The 21,766-nt window shown below is 61.4% G+C and carries 17 protein-coding genes; 1 reads left to right on the top strand and 16 read right to left on the bottom strand.

The window, feature by feature from the left end:
• Positions 1 to 128 (bottom strand): hypothetical protein (locus tag ACTXGA_RS17455; protein WP_443395885.1); only part of this gene is annotated, 128 nt, incomplete at its 3' end.
• A 462-nt stretch (positions 129 to 590) separates the two neighbouring features.
• Here ACTXGA_RS17455 and ACTXGA_RS17450 point away from each other — a divergent pair.
• A complete protein-coding gene (locus ACTXGA_RS17450; protein ID WP_443395875.1) occupies positions 591 to 2,750 on the top strand; it encodes a GumC family protein in 2,160 nt (719 codons plus the stop codon).
• Here the strand turns inward: ACTXGA_RS17450 and ACTXGA_RS17445 are convergent.
• From ACTXGA_RS17445 to dnaN, 15 genes are all read right to left on the bottom strand, one after another.
• Positions 2,743 to 4,095 carry a hypothetical protein gene (locus tag ACTXGA_RS17445; RefSeq protein ID WP_443395873.1) on the bottom strand — a complete coding sequence of 451 codons (1,353 nt, stop codon included), beginning with the start codon at positions 4,093 to 4,095 and terminating at the stop codon, positions 2,743 to 2,745. The genes ACTXGA_RS17450 and ACTXGA_RS17445 overlap by 8 nt on opposite strands.
• Before the next feature lie 82 nt (positions 4,096 to 4,177).
• A complete protein-coding gene (locus tag ACTXGA_RS17440; RefSeq protein WP_443395871.1) occupies positions 4,178 to 4,756 on the bottom strand; it encodes a WcaF family extracellular polysaccharide biosynthesis acetyltransferase in 579 nt (192 codons plus the stop codon).
• Entirely contained in the window at positions 4,749 to 5,894 is a 1,146-nt protein-coding gene (locus ACTXGA_RS17435) for a glycosyltransferase (protein WP_443395869.1), read from the bottom strand. Before ACTXGA_RS17435 ends, ACTXGA_RS17440 begins: the two co-directional genes overlap by 8 nt.
• A complete protein-coding gene (locus ACTXGA_RS17430; RefSeq protein ID WP_443395868.1) occupies positions 5,891 to 7,093 on the bottom strand; it encodes a glycosyltransferase family 4 protein in 1,203 nt (400 codons plus the stop codon). The genes ACTXGA_RS17435 and ACTXGA_RS17430 overlap by 4 nt, the downstream gene beginning before the upstream one ends.
• Entirely contained in the window at positions 7,090 to 8,046 is a 957-nt protein-coding gene (locus ACTXGA_RS17425; RefSeq protein ID WP_443395866.1) for a glycosyltransferase family 2 protein, read from the bottom strand. The genes ACTXGA_RS17430 and ACTXGA_RS17425 overlap by 4 nt, the downstream gene beginning before the upstream one ends.
• Positions 8,043 to 10,079 carry an acyltransferase family protein gene (locus ACTXGA_RS17420; protein WP_443395864.1) on the bottom strand — a complete coding sequence of 679 codons (2,037 nt, stop codon included), beginning with the start codon at positions 10,077 to 10,079 and terminating at the stop codon, positions 8,043 to 8,045. Before ACTXGA_RS17420 ends, ACTXGA_RS17425 begins: the two co-directional genes overlap by 4 nt.
• Positions 10,080 to 10,098: 19 nt before the next feature.
• Positions 10,099 to 10,713 (bottom strand): sulfotransferase family protein, encoded by a 615-nt coding sequence (locus tag ACTXGA_RS17415; RefSeq protein ID WP_443395862.1) that lies wholly within the window; start codon positions 10,711 to 10,713, stop codon positions 10,099 to 10,101.
• Positions 10,714 to 10,750: 37 nt separating this feature from the next.
• The gene (locus ACTXGA_RS17410; protein ID WP_443395861.1) at positions 10,751 to 11,686 is read right to left on the bottom strand and encodes a glycosyltransferase family A protein; all 936 of its coding nucleotides are present in this window, start codon (positions 11,684 to 11,686) and stop codon (positions 10,751 to 10,753) included.
• Between the two features lie 9 nt (positions 11,687 to 11,695).
• Entirely contained in the window at positions 11,696 to 12,502 is an 807-nt protein-coding gene (locus tag ACTXGA_RS17405) for a hypothetical protein (protein WP_443395859.1), read from the bottom strand.
• Between the two features lie 188 nt (positions 12,503 to 12,690).
• Positions 12,691 to 14,502 carry an ABC transporter ATP-binding protein gene (locus ACTXGA_RS17400; protein ID WP_443395857.1) on the bottom strand — a complete coding sequence of 604 codons (1,812 nt, stop codon included), beginning with the start codon at positions 14,500 to 14,502 and terminating at the stop codon, positions 12,691 to 12,693.
• A 1,117-nt stretch (positions 14,503 to 15,619) separates the two neighbouring features.
• Positions 15,620 to 18,037: a DNA topoisomerase (ATP-hydrolyzing) subunit B gene (gyrB, locus tag ACTXGA_RS17395; protein ID WP_443395855.1), complete on the bottom strand. Its 2,418-nt coding sequence runs from the start codon at positions 18,035 to 18,037 to the stop codon at positions 15,620 to 15,622.
• An 84-nt stretch (positions 18,038 to 18,121) separates the two neighbouring features.
• Positions 18,122 to 18,931 (bottom strand): nucleotidyltransferase domain-containing protein, encoded by an 810-nt coding sequence (locus ACTXGA_RS17390; RefSeq protein ID WP_443395853.1) that lies wholly within the window; start codon positions 18,929 to 18,931, stop codon positions 18,122 to 18,124.
• A 49-nt stretch (positions 18,932 to 18,980) separates the two neighbouring features.
• Positions 18,981 to 19,502, bottom strand: coding sequence for a GNAT family N-acetyltransferase (locus ACTXGA_RS17385; protein ID WP_443395851.1), 522 nt, complete (start codon positions 19,500 to 19,502; stop codon positions 18,981 to 18,983).
• Positions 19,495 to 20,598, bottom strand: a complete 1,104-nt coding sequence (gene recF / locus ACTXGA_RS17380; protein ID WP_443395849.1) for a DNA replication/repair protein RecF — start codon at positions 20,596 to 20,598, stop codon at positions 19,495 to 19,497. Before recF ends, ACTXGA_RS17385 begins: the two co-directional genes overlap by 8 nt.
• Positions 20,599 to 20,623: 25 nt before the next feature.
• Positions 20,624 to 21,742 carry a DNA polymerase III subunit beta gene (gene dnaN, locus ACTXGA_RS17375; protein WP_443395847.1) on the bottom strand — a complete coding sequence of 373 codons (1,119 nt, stop codon included), beginning with the start codon at positions 21,740 to 21,742 and terminating at the stop codon, positions 20,624 to 20,626.
• Between the last annotated feature and the right edge of the window lie 24 nt (positions 21,743 to 21,766).

Here is a 21,766-nt window from a genome sequence, read left to right as displayed (position 1 = left end):
TCGCCGCGTTCCAGCATCTCGATCTTGCGCGGATCCTTGTCCACGCAAACAACTTCATGTCCGAAATCCGAAAAGCACACACCGGAAACAAGACCGACATAGCCCGTCCCGATCATCGCAATCTTCATGGCTGCACTCCCAGCGCCTCAACAATATCGGGCCGTCGATGGGCGGAGGCCACCTGATTGTCAACCTGACGCGGCGCTTGCCCGCGGACTGCAATGCCGAATTTGACGCGTGGCGCGGCATCCATGACACGATGGATCGTAACGCTCAGCAGACAATGCCGGTTGTCACGGACAAACGGCGGCATAAGGTGGTGCGACGGATCGGGGCGCGGCAATAGAACATCGCATCGCCTTGATGTTTCATGTACGCGCTGGAAAGGCACCCGTGACCAAAAGCAAGTTACCAGTCCCGCAGAATTCGAATGCAACAATAAGCAGATGGGTGCTGCTCACAGGTGTTCCCCTTCGGATTGGGGTCGCTTTTCCGGGCCTCCCCTTTAAAAAGGGTAGGGCGACGCCGCCCGTTTGACCGGCCGATGAGTATCGAAACGCGGTGTGGGATGAGGCCGGGGTGCGATCAACATGAAGTCATGGACCACTTCGATGAACAACACCGAGATTGCCGCCCGCGCACGGCAAGAAGACGATACCATCGACCTGTTTGGCCTTCTGAAAAGTGTCTGGCGTGGCAAGTGGGTTCTGGGGTTCTGCGTGCTGGTGGGCATCATCATCGGCGGATACCAAGCCTATTTCGTCGCGGTGCCGAAATACGCGGCCACCACGTCGCTTGCGCTTCAGGTGCGCAACCAGCAGGTCGTCGATCTGGCAAGCGTGATTTCGGGCGTTTCGTCTGATTATACCGCCATGAACACCGAACTGGTGGTGATCAAGTCCCGCACCATCCTTGAAAACGTTGTGCATGAGCTGCAGCTGAACCGGGATCCGGAATTCAACGGCGCGCTGAGAGATGTTGCCCCCTATTCCATGGCCGGCATCAAGGCGCAGCTGCGCGAATTGGTGCGGGGGGTCGAACCGCGCGGGGTGGTCGATCCGGATGACCGCGGGTCCGTCAACCGGGCGATCGGTGCCTTGTATGGCGCCGTGACGGCATCAATCCAGAACGGCACCTACATCTTCAACCTCCGCGTCATCACTGAAGACCCCGGAAAATCCGCGCACATCGCAAATGCGTTGGCCAAGGCCTATATCGCCGATCAGATCGACGTGAAATTCCAGGCCACCGAAAATGCGACCGCGTGGCTGTCCGCGCGTGTGATCGAGCTGGAAGCGGAACTGGCCGACCGTCAGGACCAGATCAAGCTCATGCGCTCCGAGATGGATCTGGTCAGCGAAGAGGGCATAGACCTGCTGAACCAGCGGGTCCGTGACTTGCGCGATCGGGTGGATCGCGGACGGGCCGACCTGCAGGCGAGCGAGACGCAGCTGACCAACCTGCGCACCATCCGGACCGGCGGCGACCCCAAAGAGATTGCCCTGAACTTCGACGACCCGATCCTGACACGGTTGCTGAGCCAGTCCGGCGGCAACCTGACAGGTGAGACGCGCGAAACCTTTTTGACCCGCGCTGATACGCGGCTGCAGTCGATCGAGAACGATATTGCAAGAAGCCAGGCACAACTGCGTTCGCTTGAAGCCTCGCTTGAGGCGACGGAACAAGAAGTTAACTCCGAATTCGACAAACTGGTCCAGCTGCGTCAGGCGGAGCGGGAAGTCGAATCCACCCGTACGCTTTACGAGACCTTTCTGACCCGGTTGAAAGAGACCACGCTGCAACAGGGCCTACAGCAGGCGGACAGTCGCATTCTGTCCCTGGCGGCTGGCGGGGCCTACGTGTCACCGCAGAAATCCCGGATGCTGGCCATGTATGCCATTTCCGGCTTCATGGTCGGGCTGATCTTCATTCTTGCGCGACAGTACCTGCACGTCGGTTTCCGCACGTCGAGCGAGCTGGAACGCAAGTCCGGCCTGCCGGTGATCGGCCAAATCCCGCGCCTGAAGATCGGTTATCGGAAGGAATTGATCCCGTTTCTGATCGAGAACCCAACATCTTCCGCCGTCGAAGCGTATCGAAATCTGCGCACTTCTGTGGTGATGTCTTCGCTAGACAACCCGCCACAGATCATCCTGTCCACCTCTGCCGTCCCGGGAGAAGGCAAAACAACGAACGCGATTGCACTGGCGCATAACTTTGCCGGGCTGGGTAAAAGTGTCCTGCTGCTGGAAGGCGATATCCGGCGACAGACCCTGTTCGAATACTTCGATATTGATCGCAATTCCGATGGATTCTTGAGCGTCCTCGAAGGGCGCAAAACGCTGTCCGAGGCTGTGGTGCACGATGGCCAGATGGGCATCGACCTGCTGTTCGGCGAAAAGTCGTCAGCCAATGCCGCAGATATCTTTTCTTCCTCTGCCTTCGCGGAATTCTTGCAAGAGCTGCGCGATAGCTATGATTTTGTCATCATCGACACGCCGCCGGTTCTTGCGGTACCCGATGCGCGTGTCCTCGGGCAATTCGCCGATGCGCTGCTTTTCTCCGTCGCCTGGAATAGTACCAGCGCCGACCAGATCACCGAGTCGATCCGGCAACTGGCGTCGGTCAATGTTCCGATCACAGGCCTTGTCCTGAGCCAGATCGACGCCGCAGGGATGAGACGTTACGGCCACGGCGACCGGTACGGGGCCTATTCCGGTTACGGAAAGGCCTATTACGACGTCAAGTAATCGGGTGAACACCTTCGGCCGGGTCCGGGTTTGACGCTGCCGGGTCAACGGATGACGGGGCGGCGCGTCGTGCCACAAGGCGCGCCGCCCCGACCCCTGCAAAGAGGATCATCCACTGCAGGGTCAGGATCGTCAGGCTCTGGATGGTGACGAACAACAGGGCAAGGCAGAGAAAGCGCTCTCCCGCCTGTCGCAAATTCCAGACAAGCGCGAGGATCGCGAGGTAGAACAGGACGGCCACCGCGCCGCCAAGGTCAAACAGGATCTCCAGGAAGTTGGAGTTCAGCGGCTGCAGACCGCCGTATTCATTGAACCCCACGCCGACGCCGTACTCCCGGTACAGCGTAATGAAATACTGGCCCAGCCCAACCCCGGTGAAATTGGCCCCAAGGTGATTGGCCAGGTAGTCCCAGGCGTAGAATTCCTGCCGGTACACCCTGAAACCGTCCAGCCCGATTTCGACCTCGGAAACACGACGCTGATAACCGTGCTGGATTGCCTCCAGAATACCCGCGTCGGGAAAGGCAAGGATGCCGGCAACGATCACCGCCAACGCGCCAAAGACATAGCGCGTTGCCCTGGACGGGTAGAGAACCAGCGCGCACAGGCCAAACATCACTATGGTGGCAAAGTAGGACCCGGCGAAGGTGAACAGCGAAATAATCAGGATAAAGATCGCCGTGATCCGCAGAAACCGGGCGCGACCCGGTTCCATCCGGGCCAGGGCGAAACAGGCCAATGTCGCGCAGAACAGCACGTACCCCAGACGCTTGGGCTCATTGGCAAGGCTATTGATCCGGACGAACCCGTATTCAAAGGCCATTTCCGCGCCCCGGGTGCCGCGCAGAATGCCACGAACCGGCAGGCCAAGCGGTGTCGCGATCAACTGGTAGGCCCCGTAAAGCGCCAGAACGATGCCGATGCCCACCAGTCCGCGCAACAAAAGCCGCAGCGCTTCGGGTTTGCGGCCCATTTCGTAGCAGAAGGAAAACAGCGCGAAGATTCCCATGTAGTAGATCACGCGGATCAGCGCGCGCACGCTGTCATCGCCAGCAAGCACGGCAAAGGTCGCCGACAGAAAGAATGCCAGTCCGAACAGCGCGACAAGGATCTTCGCGGAGGGCGGCGCCTTGAGCTTTCCAAGCAGCAGCGCCCGAGCGGTCAGCAGCATGGGGACCGTCTGCCACAGGGTCAGCAGCGTGATCGTGGGAATGAAGAAGTAAAGACTGAGCGCCGAGGGCAGGTAGGCCATCAGCCGAACCGGCCTCTTGCTCAGGAACCATGCGGCCAATCCCGTCCCCAGCAGGACGATCAGCGGGTCCAGAGGGGTGTAACCGAAAACCATGGGGTACTCCGCTTTGGATCAGGTGTCGCAAGGGATGGGTCGCGGACGGGCGACCCGGCGATGATAGAACGGGGCGCTGCGCCTAGCCACCGGCTTCTGGCGCGGTGTTCGGTTTTTGCGGCAGGCGCGGCCGGGTGCTGCCGTCGGCGCGGTACACTGTCATGGCCGCCAGCTGCCCGCTGCCCAGCGCGCCCATGGCAAGGACCGCCCCGTCTTCAAGCACACAGCCCGGCGCCACGTTGGAACGCGCACCCACCCAGGCCCCCTGCCCGATGGTGATGGGCCGGGTGATCAGGGCAAACTTTGCATCGGTCCAGTCATGGCTGCCGGTGCAAAGGTATGCCCCCTGAGAGATGCAGGCGTGATCTTGGATCGTGACCTGCGCAAGGTTGTCGATCCAGACGCGCTCTCCGATCCAGACTTGGTTCCCGACGGACAGTCGCCAGGGGAATTTCACGCGCACATGCGGTTTGATCACGACCCCCTGCCCGATCTTGGCACCAAAGGCGCGCAGCAGTTTCGCCCGCCAGCCGGAACCCGGCAGCCAAGAACCGAACACCAATCCCTGAACCATCATCCAGAGCAGTTCTGTCAGTTTCGACGCGCCCCGGTCGAACTCCGGGTTCTCGAACAGGTCGAGCCTTTGGACAGGATCAGTCATGCAGGCACTCCGGTCTGGGGCCGCGCCCTGCGGCCCAGAGGTAAACGTCCCGCATCCTTTCGGCGACCCGCGTCATCGCGAAATCGCGCTGCACCCAGTTGCGGCCCTTGGCGCCCATTGCCGCCAGGTCCGGCGCGGGACGGGACAAGGCCGCGCGCATGGTTTCCGTCAGCAAGTGCTGATCAAGGTCGATCCACCAGCCGCAGCCCTGCGTTTCCAGCCCTTGCCACGGCGCGTTTCGCGTGGTGATCACCGGGGTTTCCTGTGCCAGCGCCTCCGCCACGACGAGGCCAAAGTTTTCGGCATGGGTGGGCAACACGAAAAGGTCGGCGTCGCGGTACAGTTTTTCCTTTGCCGCACCATGCGCCTCCCCCACGAAACGGACGCGGGGCAGGCCCAGCTTTTCGGTCAGCGCCTTCAGCTCGGCTTCGTGGCCGTTTTCGTCGATGCCGGCGATGACGATCTCCCAATCCGGAAAATCAGATTGCAGCGCAGCCCAAGCGCGCAGCAGGTAATCCACGCCCTTCTTTGGATGAATGCGGCTGAGGAACAGGACGGATCGCAATGGGCCATCGCTGCGCGGTGCCAGTTCAGGCAGGTTCAGCCCGTTCGGCACCACAGCGATCGGGTTCGACAGTCCCATGTCGCGAAAATGCTGCGCCTCCATCTCGGCCGTGGCGCGCAGGGCAAAGGCGCCTTTCAGGTGAGCATGTTCGAACAAGGCCCCGGCGATCTTCTTTTTCCACGCGGAATTGCGGCGCGCCCAAGGATCAAGCATCCCTCGAGGCGTGACGATATAGGGCGTGCCGGTCTTGCGCGCGTGGCGCAGGTTGACCAGCGACGGGTAGGTCCAGAGCCCCTGCGCATCCACGATGTCGGGTGCCATTTCGATAATTGCTGCAGCCATCTCCGGCGCGTATTGCCCGGTCTGCGGTCCCTTGACATCAAAAGCCTCCACACGCGGACCCCATGCATTGGAGGCTGCGGGGTTCATCGGGTCGCGCGTGCCCATGACATGCATCTCCATGCCCGGCAAAGGGTCGATGCTGTGCGCCAGACCGGGTACGGAAACCGCCAGTCCCCCCGCCGCCGGAGACAACCTTGACGTCAGCAAGAGGACGCGCAGCGGATCGGTCATGCGGTCAGCCTGTCGTACTGGGCTTTCAATTCGACAGCGGCCCGGCGCCATGAAAACAGGGCCTTTACATGCTCGGCCTGCGCGGCGGGGTCCTGCCAGCGATCGCCCTGCACAAAATCGACAATCGCGTCCGCCAGCGGTTTCGGGGCACTTGGGACCAGCTCCCCGCCAGAGGCCGCAATGATATCGGGCAAAGCCCCGGCACGGCAGCCGATGACGGGCATACCCACGGCAGCAGCATCGAGTGCCGTCAGGCAAAATCCCTCTTCGGTCGAGGGTTGAACATAGATGTTCGCACGGTCGTAAAGAGACCCAAGATCCCGAAACGGCACGCTGTCGTGCAAGACGACCCGATCCTGCAACCCGCGTGCCTTGGTCTCTGCCTTGATGTCATCGAAATAGCCGCGGACACGACCCGAGGGGCCAACCACCTCCCAGATGAAATCCACGCCTGCGTCGCGCAGGCGGGTCGCGGTCTCCGGTATGATGTGCTGGCGTTTATGAGGGGCATAGCCGCCGACAGTCAGCAAGCGTACCGGCCCTTCGGGGCGGCGCGTTGCGGGGGGCGACATTTGCGCATGCAACTCACTGGTCGGACCCAGCCCGATGACCTTTACCCGTTCCGCGCCGACGATAGGAGCCAAGAGCCCGCCAACCGGCGGAGAGATTGCGAAATAGCGGGCATACCTGTGCCGCCTCAGGCGGTAATTATTCTTCACCGTGACGATCTTGAGCCGCAGCGCCTCTTTCATCTGTGCTTGCAGGGGCGCGTTCTGCGCAATCTGTCGACATTCCATCGGCGGTACGTTCATGACCGAAGCCACCGAAGGTATCCCGAACTGCTGCAGCTTTTCGGTCTCCAGCGTTTCCATGACGAAAAGCCCGAAGAGGACGTGCAAGACGTCAGGTCGGCCGGGGCCTTCCGCGCGCTGTGCAGCAAGTTCGTTCACTTGACGACAGAATGAGTAGCGCTGTTCGCGGGTCGGATCGCCCTTGGCCGGGTATCCCGCGTTGATCCATGTGATCCGATAAGGTGGTTCTGTCATACCTTTCGGCAGCCAGCCATCCGGCGCCGGACCCGGCACCAAAAGCTCTGCCTCGACGCCCAGAGCCGTCAAGGCGCAGAGCGTTTCATGCACATAGTTCACTGTGCCGCCGACGCGGGGATAATAGTGTTCGCTGATGGCGAGCAGTTTCATCCCTGCGCCCCTCCCTTCGGCCGCCCCTTGAGCCGTCGGTACAGGCCCTGCGCGGCTAAGACCATGCCCGGGCCGCCGATCCCGCGCAACAGGCGCAGCGGGCCGCGCATATCTGGCGTGTAATCCGGGCTGACCCGGCGGGCGCGGGCGATCAGCGCCTTGGCCTCGGCTGGGAAAGCTGTCCAGTAGGTCATGGCGATCTTGTCCATGCGCTGCGCGAGCGCGTTTGCAAGATCGGGCGGCATCCGCCCGTCGAAGCGCTCCGCCACCTTGTCACAGGCGCGGATTCGGGCCTGCATCTTGGCGATGTCGTCATCGGCCGACACACGTGGGCCGCCATCGTGATGGACATAGAGGTAATGCACCCCTTCGACAGGGACAAAGTAATGACCCGCGTGCAGGATGCGCAACAGCAGGTCGCCGTCCTCATCGGTGATCAGGCTCTCGTCATAGCCGCCCAGCCGGGTCACCAGATCCCGTGGGTAGAGCGCGCCGCAGTGGTGCAGGAAGGGCCGCACAATCTGGCGGCGGTACTGCGCGGCGCTGTCTGCAGGCAGGTCGCGCCAACTGTCGTTCACATGGGTCGTGCCATTGGCAAAGACGTGTTTCGTCGGGGCAAAGGGGATGGCCATATCCTGTTGCCCGGTCCGTTCCAACAGCGCCGCCAGATGGCCGGCGTCCAACTCGTCATCCGCATCCAGAAACTTGATCCACTGGCCCTGCGCCTGCGCCAGTCCCGCATTGCGCGCCGCCGCCTGACGGCGGTTCTGCGGCAGGCGGATCAGCTGCACGCCCTCGGGCAGGGTGGCAAAGACCGCGTCGTACTTGGTGCCCGATCCGTCATCGACCACGATCCATTCCGCGTCCACATCGGCATTGGCGCTCATGGAGCGGGTCAGCGCCGTGAAGCCCTGCGGGCGAAAGGCGGGAATGACGACGGAGAGGGCGGTCATGGGTCGATCTTGCCCTCGGCGTTCCGGATCCCCGAGACCCCCGCCAACGCCGCTTCGAGCAGGGGTTGCGCCAGCAGCCTTGCACCAAGCGGCGAGAGGTGATCGTCATCGGCGTAGTACATCTCGGCTTCGTCGAACAACACGCATTCCGGATCGCACATGGGCGCGGCCAAGGGCACGTGCAGGCTGCCGGTTCTTGCGGCGACGCCGTCCAGAATGGCGTTCGCCGCGGCCTGACGGGCGGCCACATCGGCGGGGGACGGCGCCAACGGCAGGGGCCAGCCGAACAGGATTTCCGCGGTTCGCCGGGTGGGCACGTTCCAACGCACCTCGGGCGTGCCGCCAACCAGCACGATCTGCCTGCCGGGGGCGGTGATCTCGGTGACCGTGCGTTCCAGAACTTCCTTCAGCAAGGACACGTTGCGGGCATGGTCGACGGATTTGGGCACGGGCTGGCCGTCGAGGTAAAGGACCACCTCGCCCTTGCCGTCGTCGGAGGACGAGTATTTGCCATCCGTATAAAGCGCCCAGCGTGCGTCCAGGAACACGGTCGTGATGGCAGAGGTTTGCCGCAGGTGATCCAGCACGACGCGGTTGTGCCGTAGGCAACTGCGGACCTTTTGTTCGCGGACGTCGGTGCGGCCCAGACCGGGTAGCGGGCCGCAAGCGGAATGGCCCGCGAAGCCAAGTTTCACCCCCTCGCGTTCGGCCATGTCGATCAGCGCGGGCAGCAACGCATCCGCATGGGAGTCGCCCCAGAGAAACCAGGTGACCGGAACCTCGGGATCGCTGTTGCCAAAGGTGCAGAACTCCGTGGCCGGGCGGGCGCCGAAACATGTCGCGCGGTACGGGTTGCGCAGCGATGCTGGCGGGATTGCCGCAAGCTGCTCTGTCGAAAACCGCTGCGTCGCCATACCGCCAGTCAGCGCGACGGCACCGGCCAGCGCGCCGAGGCCCGCCATGCCGATCCCCGATAGGGCAAAAATCCGGCCCCGGGTCAGGCCGCCCTCGCGGACCGGCACGCGGAAGGGACGCTCGACAAAGCGCCAACTGAGCCAGCCCGCCAGCACCGAGGCGGCGATGGTGATGACCTGCAGCGCGGGCTCCATCTCGACCGAGAAGGTCCGGTTGCGGACAAAGGCCATGATCGGCCAGTGCCAGAGGTAGAGTGAATATGAAATCAGCCCGATCCAGACCATCGGGCGCAGCGCCAAGAGGCGCGAGGCCAGAACCGGCCCCGCCGTACCCGCCCAGATCAGCGCCGCCGCCCCCAGCACCGGGGGCAGGGCGGTCAGTCCGGGGAACTCTGTCCTGCTGTCATATAGAAAGACCGGCGCCAGCATCGCCACCAGACCCAATGCGCCGGCTGCCTCGCGCAGCGCCCTGGGGGCCGCCGCAGGCAGCAACCCCAGCGCCAGCAGAGAGCCTATCCCCAGTTCCCAGATACGGGTCGGGAGCAAGTAGAAGGAGGGGCTTGGCATGCGCGGCGTCGCCCAGATTGCCAGCACCAGCGATCCGGCGACCATGATCAGGATCGTCGGCAGCAGCAGGCGGCGGGCGAAACGGTGCAGCGCCATCAGGAGCAGCGGGAAGAAGATGTAGAACTGCTCCTCGACCGCCAGGCTCCAAGTGTGCAGCATCGGCAGGTAGTCGGTTGCCCCGCTGAAGTAACCGCCCGAGTTGCGCCAGAACCACATGTTCGACACGAAAAGCAGCGCCGAGACGATCGACTGCCCCATGTGATCGTAGTCCGCCGGGGTCAGCAGGAACCAGCCTGCGACCAGGCTGGCGACGATCACCGCAAAGAGTGCAGGAAGGATGCGCCGGGCGCGGCGTTCGTAGAACCGGATGACCGAGAACCGCCCCTCGGCCAGCTCGCGGTGGATGATGGTGGTGATCAGGAAGCCCGAGATGACAAAGAAGATGTCGACGCCGACAAAGCCGCCGGTCACCCCGGCGATCCCGGCGTGGTAGAAGACGACCGGCAGCACCGCGATCGTGCGCAATCCGTCGATGTCGGGGCGGTAGTTCATCTGGGCTTTCCCTTTTCGGTCAGGCACGCATCGCGGCGGTGTTCAGTTTCGGGAAATCCCGGCGCGGCATCGGACGGTCCAGAAAGCTGCAGAGTTCGGCCCAGCCATGCCCGGCCGAGACGTCGAACTCCAGCAGGTCATCGGGGCGGTCGGCGAAATGCGCGCGCACGGCCTGCTGATGATCGACAAGCCGGTCGACATAGGCCTGCCTGTTGCCCACCGGTGTGGCTGCGCCATAAACCCAGCCTCGCATCTTCGAGCCGCTTTCGCCGAAATGCTTGCAGACGGATGTGTACCATTTGTCCGGATCACGGGTGGTCAGGATGAACTTCGCGCCGGGAAACATGGTGTCGAACTCGCGAAAGTACAGTGGCCAGGGATTGTCGGCAAAGGCGTCGAACTGCGGCAGCAAGCGGAGCGCTTCGGCGTGCAGGGCCTCAGGCGTGTCATGCGGATTTGCGTCCATGATCCCGGCCACGCGATAGCCCATCAAGGACAAGGCGTACTGCAGCGATGTTGTGCCGGTTTTCTGAAAGCCCACGCAAAGGACTTTTGCCTTGGGACGGCCATACCTCAGTCGCCGCATCTGCAAGGCGCATGTGTGGATCAGGGTCTGGCGGGTGTGGTGGAACATGCGTGCGGTTTCCGTGTCTACTCTGACGGGCTTTCGGTCAGCTCTTTAGCAATGCCCGGGCCCGAAGTCCGCGCTTTATTCCCAAGAGGCCAACCAGCCCCCGCGCCATCGGCGGTAGGGAAGGACTGAAGTCAAAGACCGACAAGCGCCTTTCCCATACGTCAGCCCGCGCAACCATGTCGTCGAACTCTCGCAGGGCATAGGCGGTCTTGCGGATCCGGCTGAGACAGGCGCGGCGCGCGGCACGGTCGTTGCGGAGGGCAAGGATCCGCTCGGCCACGACGTCAAAGGCGCGCAGGCGGCTTTCACCGGCCCGGCGAGACTTGTCGCGGCTGACGGCCCCCTCCGGGGGGCTTCGATACTGAACGTCGGTGTCCGTACAGAACAGCGCGGGCCCGGAAAGTGTCAGGAGACGCCCGAAATACTCCCCGTCCTGATCGGCCGCCAGTTCGGTATTCCACGGGCCGCTGGCCTCTGCCAGCGTGCGCGGAACCAGCCAGGGATGTGTCGGAAAGAAACCCCCGTGCAGCCACATGTCCAGCAGGAAGTCGATGCCCTGATCGTAGCTTTTCCAATAGGGGCGTGGATCGGGGGCGTCGATGCGTCCGTCATCGTGCAGAACACGCCAGGGGCAAAAGGCAACGCTGCCTTCGGGAGCATCGGACAGCGCCGCAAGTTGGCGGGCGATCTTGTCCGGCGGCAGGATATCGTCGGCATCGAGGAATTGCAGGTATTCGCCCGACGCCATCTCTGCCCCCGTGTTACGGGCTGCGCATCCCCCCCTGTTGGGCCCGGTGACCCATTTCACGTGTCCGTCGAAGCGTTTGATCTCGTCGAGGCTGCCATCGGTCGAGCCGTCGTCAACGACGATGATCTCTGACCGGTGAGTCTGGGCCAAGGCGCTTTCGATCGTTGCGGCCACATATGCGCGCTTGTTGTAGCAGGGGATGATGATGCTGACGCTTGGCTGCATTCGGCGCTCTCACGTTTCCAGAAAGCGCGCGTAGTCGGGCCGCGCGGCAATCCACTCCGCGACCTCGTCGTAGTTCGACAGCAGTTCGGAGAGGGGCGCGACCACCATCTTCTTAAGCCGCGGCTCCAGCGGCACGCCGCTGACGCCGATGACCTGTTGCAGGGCGGCGAAGGTTTCAGCCTGGCGCGCGGGCTCCAGCAGGTCGCGCTCGTAGACGATCTCGAAGACGTTCCGGCCCCGCACCGCGGCCTGTTCGGCGACATGCAGGTTTGTGCGCCAGTTCATTTCCAAGGCCAGCCGGTCAAGCGGCAGGACGACCGAGGTCGGCCGCGTCTGGCCCCCGTCCATGTGGTAAGTTCCCGCCGCTTCGGCGAAGACGTTCGACACAACCTGCCGCAGGATGTTCTCGCGCCACAGGTAGATGATTTTCCAGCCGCCCTCTTCCATCTCGCGCAGGAAGTCAGCGATGTCGTGGATGCGCTGCCAGGCGTGCAGCTGGCTGATCTTGACGTGAAAGCCGTAGGCCTTGGCGGGGGCCTGCCGCGCGGCGGTCTCGACGAAGCGCCGGGGAAAGGCGCGCGGCACGATCAGGATCTCGTCATCGCAGCGGATGTCAGGGTGCCGGTCCAGCGTCGATGTCAGCAAGGTCGAGCCGGTCCTCCCCTGGGCAAAAATCATGAACTTGTTCTTCGGCACGGGATGGCGGGCGCGCAGCGCGAACTTCAGTTCCTGCCGGGCACCCTTGACCAGGCGTCCAAGATAGGGCCGCCGGTCGTAGGCCTCGGGCACAAGAGGATGGCGGGGACGGATCAGCATGGGTTCAGGAGTTCCTTGTCGCGTCACAAAGTCGGTTCTGGCGCCCAGCGGTGCACGCCGGGCTGGCGCAGGCTAGAGGCCAATGAGGGTGCTGGAGACGAAAACCGCGTTCACCCCCTGCGGCGTCACACTGTAGATATTCACGTTGAACAGCCGTCCCGCGACGGAACGGAGCCATGTCCGGGGTGTCATGCCATCTCTCCTGTCGAATGCACGCCGTGGGCAATCGCACGAAACTCGGCACAGTCCCGTTCCAGCGCCGCCCAGGTGTCAAAGCCCGCTATCTTGCCTTGGCGCAACACCATGATGCGGTCGCAGCCCGCCAGTGTGCTCAGACGGTGCGCGATCATGATCAGCGTCTTGTCGCCGGGCAACGCTTCGATGGAGCGCATGACTTCCTTCTCGGTGGCATTGTCCAGCGCGCTGGTGGCCTCGTCGAACAGCACCAGATCGGCCTGATTGTAGAGCGCGCGCGCGATGCCGATGCGCTGACGCTGCCCACCGGACAGGCGTGACCCGCGTTCGCCCACGTTAGTGTCGTAGCCGTTGTCCAATTGCTGCGTGATAAACTCGTGGACTTGCGCGGTTTTGGCTGCATCGATCAACTGGGCCTCGTCAATCTGATCGGCGCGGACACCCAAGGCAATGTTCTCGCGGACAGATGCATCGGCAAGGAAAATTTCCTGCGGAACATAGCCGATCGTGTGCTGCCACGCGCGGCGATTGTCCTCCGCTAACGGTTGCCCGTCTATCAGAATACGTCCGTCGCTTGGCGGGATGAGGCCCAGAATCAAATTCGCCAGCGTCGATTTCCCAGCGCCGGTAGAGCCGACGATCCCGATCCGCTCACCGGCGGAGATCACGAAATCGACCTCAGACAGGCCCGCTGTTTTGGCGTTGGGAAACCGGAATGACACCTTTTCAAAGGTCAAAGAGGATTTCAAGCCGAGCGGCTCACACCGGTTATGCGGCAATTCCACATGAACGCGGTCCGAAACCAAATCGTCATAAACCGATTGAACTGCGGGACCGGAGAATGACAGAAGCGTAACAGATTGGAACAAGCGAGAGATTTCCGGCAAAAGCCGCTGCCCGGCCAGAGCCATCAAACCAATCGTCGGAAGGATTTTTTGCAATGCATCCTGACCACTGGCCCCGCTACTCACCATCAGAAGTAGGCATAACACGATCATTCCGGTGAACATCGCCGCATGGATGATATATTGCGGCGACTGCGCGGCAACGGAAATCTGCGCGACGCTGCGTGCCATTCGCCGTGCCGGGTTCGAGAACTTGTCGAGATAGAATCTCTCTCGCCCCAGAAGCTTGATATCCTTGATGCCGGCCAAGGCCTCATTGGCGATTTTATACCGCTGGGAATTGGCTTCGGCGCGGATCTTTCCCAGACGCGTGGTCCAGCGCCGGGTTATGAAAATCGTGCTTCCGTAAACCGCGCCCAGAGCCAGAAAGACAAGTGCAGTCACCTTAGGTTCCAAATAAAACAACAAAAGCACAATTAGGGCTGCTGTGACAATGGAGGCGATCCCGTCCAGAATTGGGCGAAACCCGCGTTCCACGACCTGTTGTGCCTCATCGAGGATCTGTTTCGAAAGATCGGCCGAGTGCCGATCCACAGCATAGAGATACGGCTGCTTCGAATAATTCTCCAACAACCTTGTACTGATTGAGAAGGCACGCATGGAGCTGAAGCGCGAAATCGCAAATACTTTCAGAATCTGAAAGAGATTTGAGAGGATGATGACAGCGATTGACCCAATGCCCAGGGCGACCAGAAAGTCATAGTCACTTTCGAAACCGCCCTTTTCAAAGGCCCAAGACAAGGCGCGGCTGGTCTGGATGCGGTCGGGGTCGGACATGACCGCGAGAAACGGCATGATCGAGGCCACCATCAGCATCGCTGAAAAAGCACTTATCAGGATGATGGCAAGGACGATCCACGCATTGCGTCGTTCGCGGGCGTCCAGAAGCGCCCATGACATCCGCACCGTTTCTTTATTAACCAAGTTTCGACCCAACCCCGCTCTTGTGTGACCCCGATGTCCGACGTCTGCAGGGTTTACTTGAAACGCCCACAATGTAGGCTTCGTGCCGTGCAGAGACTTAACCGAAGTCGACCTGAACAGGCAAGGGTTCATCCCTGAACGCAGTTCCGCGACCGCCACGGAGCGCCATGCTTTCGCGACACAGCTTCGATTGCAGGTTCGGGTGCCGCTTCAAGGCGTGAGCCTGACGAGACTGGTACAGCGCCAAATGCTCGTCTTCCTTCATCGCACCAGACCGTTCGATCAAATGTTCCAAGCAGTCCGGTTCAAACGGGCCCAAAATTAACTACCGGCACTCAGGCCGTAACGCTTTCGCCGTGCCTCCTATGCCTGTTCCTATGATTGGTGTTCTGCTGGTTATCGCGAGAACCGTGACAATAAATTCAGAACGCGGTCGCAATTTAAAACCATAAAATCTGATTCTGAAAACAAGTCAACTGCATCGGGACGGTCAAGAAACTCAGGTTCATCTGGATATCTCGATCTAGAGAGCTATCAGGCGTCAAATCCGGGACTGCTCTCTCCCGGTGCAAACTGGAAGTTGCGGTTCTCCAAAAGTGCTTGACATGCCCGCATCCCCACACGTTCCAGAAAACCCTCCACAACTCATCTTTGGATCGTCATTATAAACAAAAGGAGTATTTTATGTCACACGGGTGCCTGGCGCGGTATTTTCCTATACACACTATCGCATAATTACAATTCATTCATTACCATATTCTCTGAGTCACCTTCTTAGAAAATCATTTGCGAATATTTTCTCTACCTGATTGAGCACATTCAATGGACACAGAAGTACTCCAGGATACCTATCTCAATTTTTAACAAAGCCCATGAAAAATGTAATTCAGCGCCCATTAAAAGGAGGAGGATTACCGTAGCTCGTAGACCCTCGCGTGACGTGAGCGCGGTTCGAAGGGCAGGGCGCACGAACCCGTCGCCCAGTGTCTGCCTGCCTTTTGTTAAAAAAACTCTCGAATGACCCATCATGTGTGACATAGATCGAACCTATGACCGAGCCGCGAGATACCCAGGAGAGAACATCTACATCAAATCAGAAATCGAGATTTTCTACCGTCAGCGCGTTTTTCTGGATGAATTCCCTCCGCGGCTCGACCACGTCGCCCATCAGCTTGGTGAACAGATCGTCCGCTTCGGCCATGTCGTCGATGGTCACCTTCAGCAAGGTCCGCGCGTCCGGGTCCAGCGTTGTCTCCCACAACTGGTCCGGGTTCATCTCGCCCAGTCCTTTGTAACGCTGCAGGCTCAGGCCCTTTTCGCCTTCTTCCAGGATGGCCTTCAGCAGATCCAGCGGCCCGTGGATCATCTGCCGTCGTTCCTTCCGCTCCAGCACGGAGGACGCGCCGTAGATATGCTGAAGGCTCTCGGTAAAGCTGCCGGTTTTGCGTGCCTCACCAGACCGCAGCATCGGTCCGTCCAGCGTGCGCACCTCTTCGACGCCGCGCAGGATCCGTGCAAGGCGGATGCCCTTGTCCTGCGTGATCCGGCCCATCCAGCCGCGCTCGTATTCGAGCGCGATCAGGTCCAGCCGCGCCGCGACCTTGTCCGCAACCCCTTGCAGGTCCGCCTCCACCGCGCCGGGCACAAAGGCCCCGGCGATGGCCGCCTGTTCAAGGATATGGCGCGGGTAATGGGTCGGGAATGCATCCAGCACGCGCCGCAACTGGCGCGCTTCCTCGACCACACGGATCAGGTCCTGCCCGATGATCACTTCGCCGGATTCCAGCTTCAACTGCGCCCCATCGATGCCCTGCTGGATCAGATAATCGTCCAGCGCCGCCTGATCCTTGAGGTAAACTTCCGACTTGCCGCGCGCGACCTTATAGAGGGGCGGCTGTGCGATGTAGAGGTATCCGCCCTCGATCAACTGGGGCATCTGCCGGTAGAAGAATGTCAGCAAAAGCGTCCGGATGTGCGCGCCATCGACGTCGGCATCGGTCATGATGACGATCTTGTGGTAGCGCAGCTTGGAGATGTTGAATTCATCCCGCCCGATCCCGGTGCCAAGCGCCATGACAAGGTTGCCGATCTCCTGAGATGACAACATCCGGTCAAACCGCGCGCGTTCCACGTTCAGGATCTTGCCGCGCAGGGGTAGGATCGCCTGATTGCGCCGGTCGCGGCCGGTCTGGGCCGAACCACCGGCCGAGTCACCCTCGACGAGGAAAAGCTCGGTCAGGCTGGGGTCCTTTTCGGAACAGTCCTTCAGTTTGGCCGCGTTGAAACTGACGTCCATCGCTGTCTTGCGGCGGGTCAGTTCGCGGGCCTTGCGCGCAGCCTCACGCGCCAAAGCGGCCTCGATGATCTTGCCGACGATCTGCTTGGCCTGCTGCGGGTTCTCCTCGAACCATTCCGACAGCTTTTCGTTCATCAACCCCTCGACTGCCGGCCGCACCTCTGACGACACCAGCTTGTCCTTGGTCTGCGAGCTGAACTTCGGGTCCGGCACCTTGACCGACAGAACAGCAGTCAGGCCCTCACGCGCGTCGTCGCCGGTAAAGTTCACCTTCTCGCGCTTCGCGATCCCGGATTCCTGCGCGTATTTCTGGATCGTCCGTGTCAGTGCGCCGCGGAAACCCGCAAGGTGCGTGCCGCCATCGCGTTGGGGAATGTTGTTGGTAAAGGGCAGGACGTTTTCATGGTAACTATCGTTCCACCACATGGCGACTTCGACGCCGATGCCGTCCTTCTCGCCCTCCATGTAGACCGGATCGGTCATCACCGCCTGCTTGTGCCGGTCGAGGTATTTGACGAATTCGCGCACCCCGCCTTCATAATGCAATTCGGTCTTCACCGGCTCGGCCGGGCGTTCATCCTCCAGAATGATGCGCACGCCAGAGTTCAGGAAAGCCAGTTCGCGCAGGCGTTTTTCCAGCGTCTCGAATTGATAATCGAGATTTGAAAAAGTACCGGTCGAGGCCAGAAAGCGCACCTCTGTCCCGGTTTCACCCTCGGATTCGCCAACCACCCGCAGATGTTCGGTGGTCTCGCCATGTTCGAACTTGGCGTAATGCTCTTTGCCGTTGCGCCAGATGCGCAGCTCCAGCCAGACGGACAGAGCGTTCACAACCGACACGCCCACACCGTGCAGACCGCCAGACACCTTGTAGGAATTGCTGTCGAACTTCCCGCCAGCATGCAGCTGGGTCATGATGACCTCGGCCGCGCTGACCCCTTCTTCGGGATGGATGTCGACTGGAATCCCACGCCCGTTGTCGCGCACCGACACGCTGGAATCGGCGTGGATTTTCACATGCACATAGTCGGCGTGTTTGGCCAGGGCTTCGTCGATACCGTTGTCCACGACCTCATAAACCATGTGGTGCAGGCCCGAGCCGTCATCGGTGTCACCGATGTACATGCCGGGACGCTTGCGAACAGCCTCCAAGCCTTTGAGAACCTTGATGGAATCGGCGCCGTATTCATTCTGGGCCGCGGGCTGGTCGGACATTGCCTGATCCTTAGTTATTTTGGCCCAACTTATAGAGGTTTAACGGGGGATTGTCACGCGACGGGCACAATATTTGGTAATCGCCTAGTGGGAGATTCCCGACAGCGTCAGATCACGGTGAAGTTCGTTGGCCTCATCCCGGAGCGCGGCGTTTTTCGGGCTTACCGCGCTCTTCAGCCATACGTCCGTCGCTTCGGATTCCGCGTCTATCAGATCTGTCAGATGCGGGTCAGGTGTATGGCCCGCGGCACTTTCCGACGCGGCCATCTTTTGAACGATCAGGCGATCTATGGCCGCCTCGGTTTCTGCGTCCAGATCACACCCCGCGCGCAGTCTGGCCATGTCCATCGGGGGCATGGCGGCGGCGTTCAATCGGATCCAGCGCAAGGCCAGCGCGGGTCGCAGGATGTAGAAGAACCGCTTGAGCCGGGGCTGCCCGTCCGGTCCGATCAGCCGGGCCTGCTGTCTGCGCAAGAGCGACAGGTAATGCCAACTGACGGATTTCCGGTCCAACGCCCGCGCGGCGAACCCGGACAGCCGTTGCACCGCCTCCTCCTCGGCAAGATAGATGACCGGAGACTGCAGCCATTCGGCGATCACCGCATTCGATCCCAGCGCCAGTGTCAGGGCCTTGGACAACTCCCAGCCCGATATGTCCAGTTCATCATCGATGGGCCGCTCGATCACGTCGCGCTTCTTGCCCAGTTCAAGGTGCCAGCGCAGCGGGCGTGCATAGACAAACCGCACGTCGTAATCGCTGTCCGGCGAATGAAACCCCCACGCGCGAGAGCCGCTTTCAACGGCCAAGAGGATCCGCACATCTTCTTCGCGCGCGATTTCTTTCAGTTTGTCGCGGATCAGGGAAGTCATCCGCGCATCGACGGGATCGGCCATGGCATTTACCCAAAGAACTGTTCCAAACAGTCTGACAGGGTTTCATGGATCAGAACAGGTGGCCGAGAAAATCGACCTGTTCGCCTTCTTGCCAGCGCTCTTCGGTCAGGGCCTTGACCCGAAAGAAGGGACTGCTACCTTCGGTGACCTCGCCGGTGCGCGCGCCAATCATCTTGATATAGCGAAACCTGTTGGCCACGGGCAGGAAACCGGCCCGATCATACAGCGTCCGATCCCCGAACAAGATGAGAAAACGCACGCCGCTGGATCGGGCCACCTCGACGGCTTTTGCCACAACGGCGTCGGCATGGCCCTTCCCCCGCGCGCCCGGGGCGGTCGCCACATCCCCGATGCCCGCCGCATCCACAAGATCATCACCCACCCGGATCGCCCGCAGGAAAAGTGAGAGTTGCGAGACGATCCGTTCCTCGCGCCAGACGATGCGCATGTGTGGGCGTTGCTGATAAAAACTGCGGCCGCCGAAATCGGTCGGAAAGCTGTCCCGGAGGATTTCAGCGATCTGCGCCTCATCCTCGGGCACCAGATCCGGTTCGGCAATCGTCTCAATCACGGGGCTCTACCCTCGTTTCGCCGTCTTCGTCCGTCACTTCGAGGTACTGCGCGTCGTCTCCCAGTTCCGCGAACAGTTCCGGACCGGTGCCGGTCATCCAGGCCTGCGCCCCCAGCGCCGTAAGTTCAGTGTAAAGCGCCGCCCGCCGGTTGGCGTCCAGATGCGCCGCCACCTCATCCAGCAAGAGGATCGGCGCCGCGCCGAAATCCTGCGCAAGTGCGCGGGCATTGGCGAGGATCAATGAAATCAATAGTGCCTTCTGCTCTCCGGTCGAACAGTCAGAGGCTGGCACACCCTTGGCCGCGAAAACCCCGTACAGGTCAGAACGATGCGGCCCGACCAGAGAGCGCCCCGCCGCCATATCGCGGAACCGGCTTTCGGCCAGTGCCTCCCGCAGGTCCTCTGCGCTTTGGGGCAGGCTGCCTTCGGATTGCACGATCTCCAGTTCCGCGGTCGGAAATGCCGTCTGGGCTCTGTCCTGCGCTGCCCGCAGGCGGGTTAGCGCCTCTTCGCGATTGGCGGTCAACAACGCACCCGACCGGGCCATCTGAGCCTCCAGCGCCTGATACCAATGGGCATCGCGCACCTGATCCTTAAGCAAGCGATTGCGGTCGCGCATGGCCTTTTCGTAATCCAGCGCCGCCTGCGCGTGATCAGGAAAGAAGGACAGTGTCATGCGGTCCAGAAATCGCCGCCGTCCCTCGGCCCCTTCGATCCACAGCCGGTCCATCGCCGGGATCAGCCAGACGGTCCGCGCGATACGGCCCAGAGCGATCTGGCTGGCGGTTTTGTCATTGATGGTGATGCTGCGCGCCGCGCCGTTTTCCGAAGAGAAGACGATTTCATTCTGCCCTTCCGGCCCGGTCAACAGGCCGGTGATCTTCCAGCCAAGGCTTTCGGGCCGGCGCGCCATTTCCGCGGCCGAGGCACGGCGCAAACCGCGCCCGGGCGAAAACAGCGAAACCGCCTCGATCAGGTTTGTCTTACCCGCGCCATTGGGGCCGAAAATCGCCACAGGCCGCGCATCCAGATCCAGCGCGGTGCGGCGGTGGGACCGGAAATGCGACAGCGTCAGCTTTGTCAGGGCAAGGGACATGCGTCAGACGATAAACCGTCTGGCCTTACACCCGCATTGGCATGACAACATAGACCGCGCTGGTGTCGTTGCCTTCGCGCATCAGGGTGGGATCACCGGAGGAGTTGAACAGGAAAACGGCGTTTTCGCGATCCACCTGGCTGGCAATTTCCAAGAGATACTTGGCGTTGAAGCCGATTTCCAGCCGCTCATCGCCATAGGCCACGGCCAGTTCTTCCTCAGCTGCCCCGCTGTCCGGCGCATTGACCGACAGCACCAGCCGATCCTCGTCCAGCTGCATCTTGACCGCACGCGACCGTTCGGACGACACCGTCGCCACCCGGTCCACGGCCTTGGCGAATTCCGATGCGTCGACTTCCATCTGGCGGGTGTTGCCGCTGGGAATGACGCGGGTGTAATCGGGGAAGGTTCCGTCGATCACCTTGGAGGTCAGTGTGATGTCCGGCGTAGCAAAGCGCACCTTGGTTTCGGAGACGGACACCGCGATGTCCATGTCGTCCTGATCCAGAAGCTTGCGCATCTCACCCACGGTCTTGCGCGGGACGATCACGCCGGGCATGTCCTCGGCGCCCGCAGGCAGCGGCGCGTCGATCCGGGCAAGACGGTGACCGTCCGTGGCGACGCAGCGCAGCGCCTTGCCATCTTCGCCGTCGGCTACATGCAGGTAGACACCGTTGAGATAATAGCGCGTTTCCTCGGTGGAGATGGCGAACTTCGACTTGTCGAAGAGCCGGCGCAGCACCTCGGCCTTGGCCGAGAAGTTGGTCTCATACTCGGATGAAGCCATGACCGGGAAATCTTCCTTGGGCAGGGTCGCCAGCGAGAAATGAGAGCGCCCGGCAGAGACCGACAGGCGACCCGAGCCGGGATCAGAGGTCAGTTCGACCAATGCGCCATCCGGCAGCTTGCGCACGATTTCATGCAGCGTCACGGCAGAGACAGTGGTGCCGCCGGCCTTTTCGACCTGCGCAACCGCCTTGTCGAGAACCTCGATATCCAGATCGGTGGCGCGGAAGGTGACGTTCTCCCCCTCGGCCTCGATCAGCACGTTGGCGAGGATCGGAATGGTGTTCCGCCGCTCGACCACAGATTGCGCTTGCGCGACCGCGCGCAACAGCGCCGCCCGTTCCATGCTGAATTTCATCGCCCTACCCTCTTCCGCAACGCC

The sequence above is a fragment of the Antarctobacter jejuensis genome (assembly GCF_052266595.1).
Classification (GTDB): domain Bacteria; phylum Pseudomonadota; class Alphaproteobacteria; order Rhodobacterales; family Rhodobacteraceae; genus Antarctobacter; species Antarctobacter jejuensis.
Note: the sequence above shows the minus strand (reverse complement) of the source record. Positions and strands in the feature narration are given on the sequence as shown.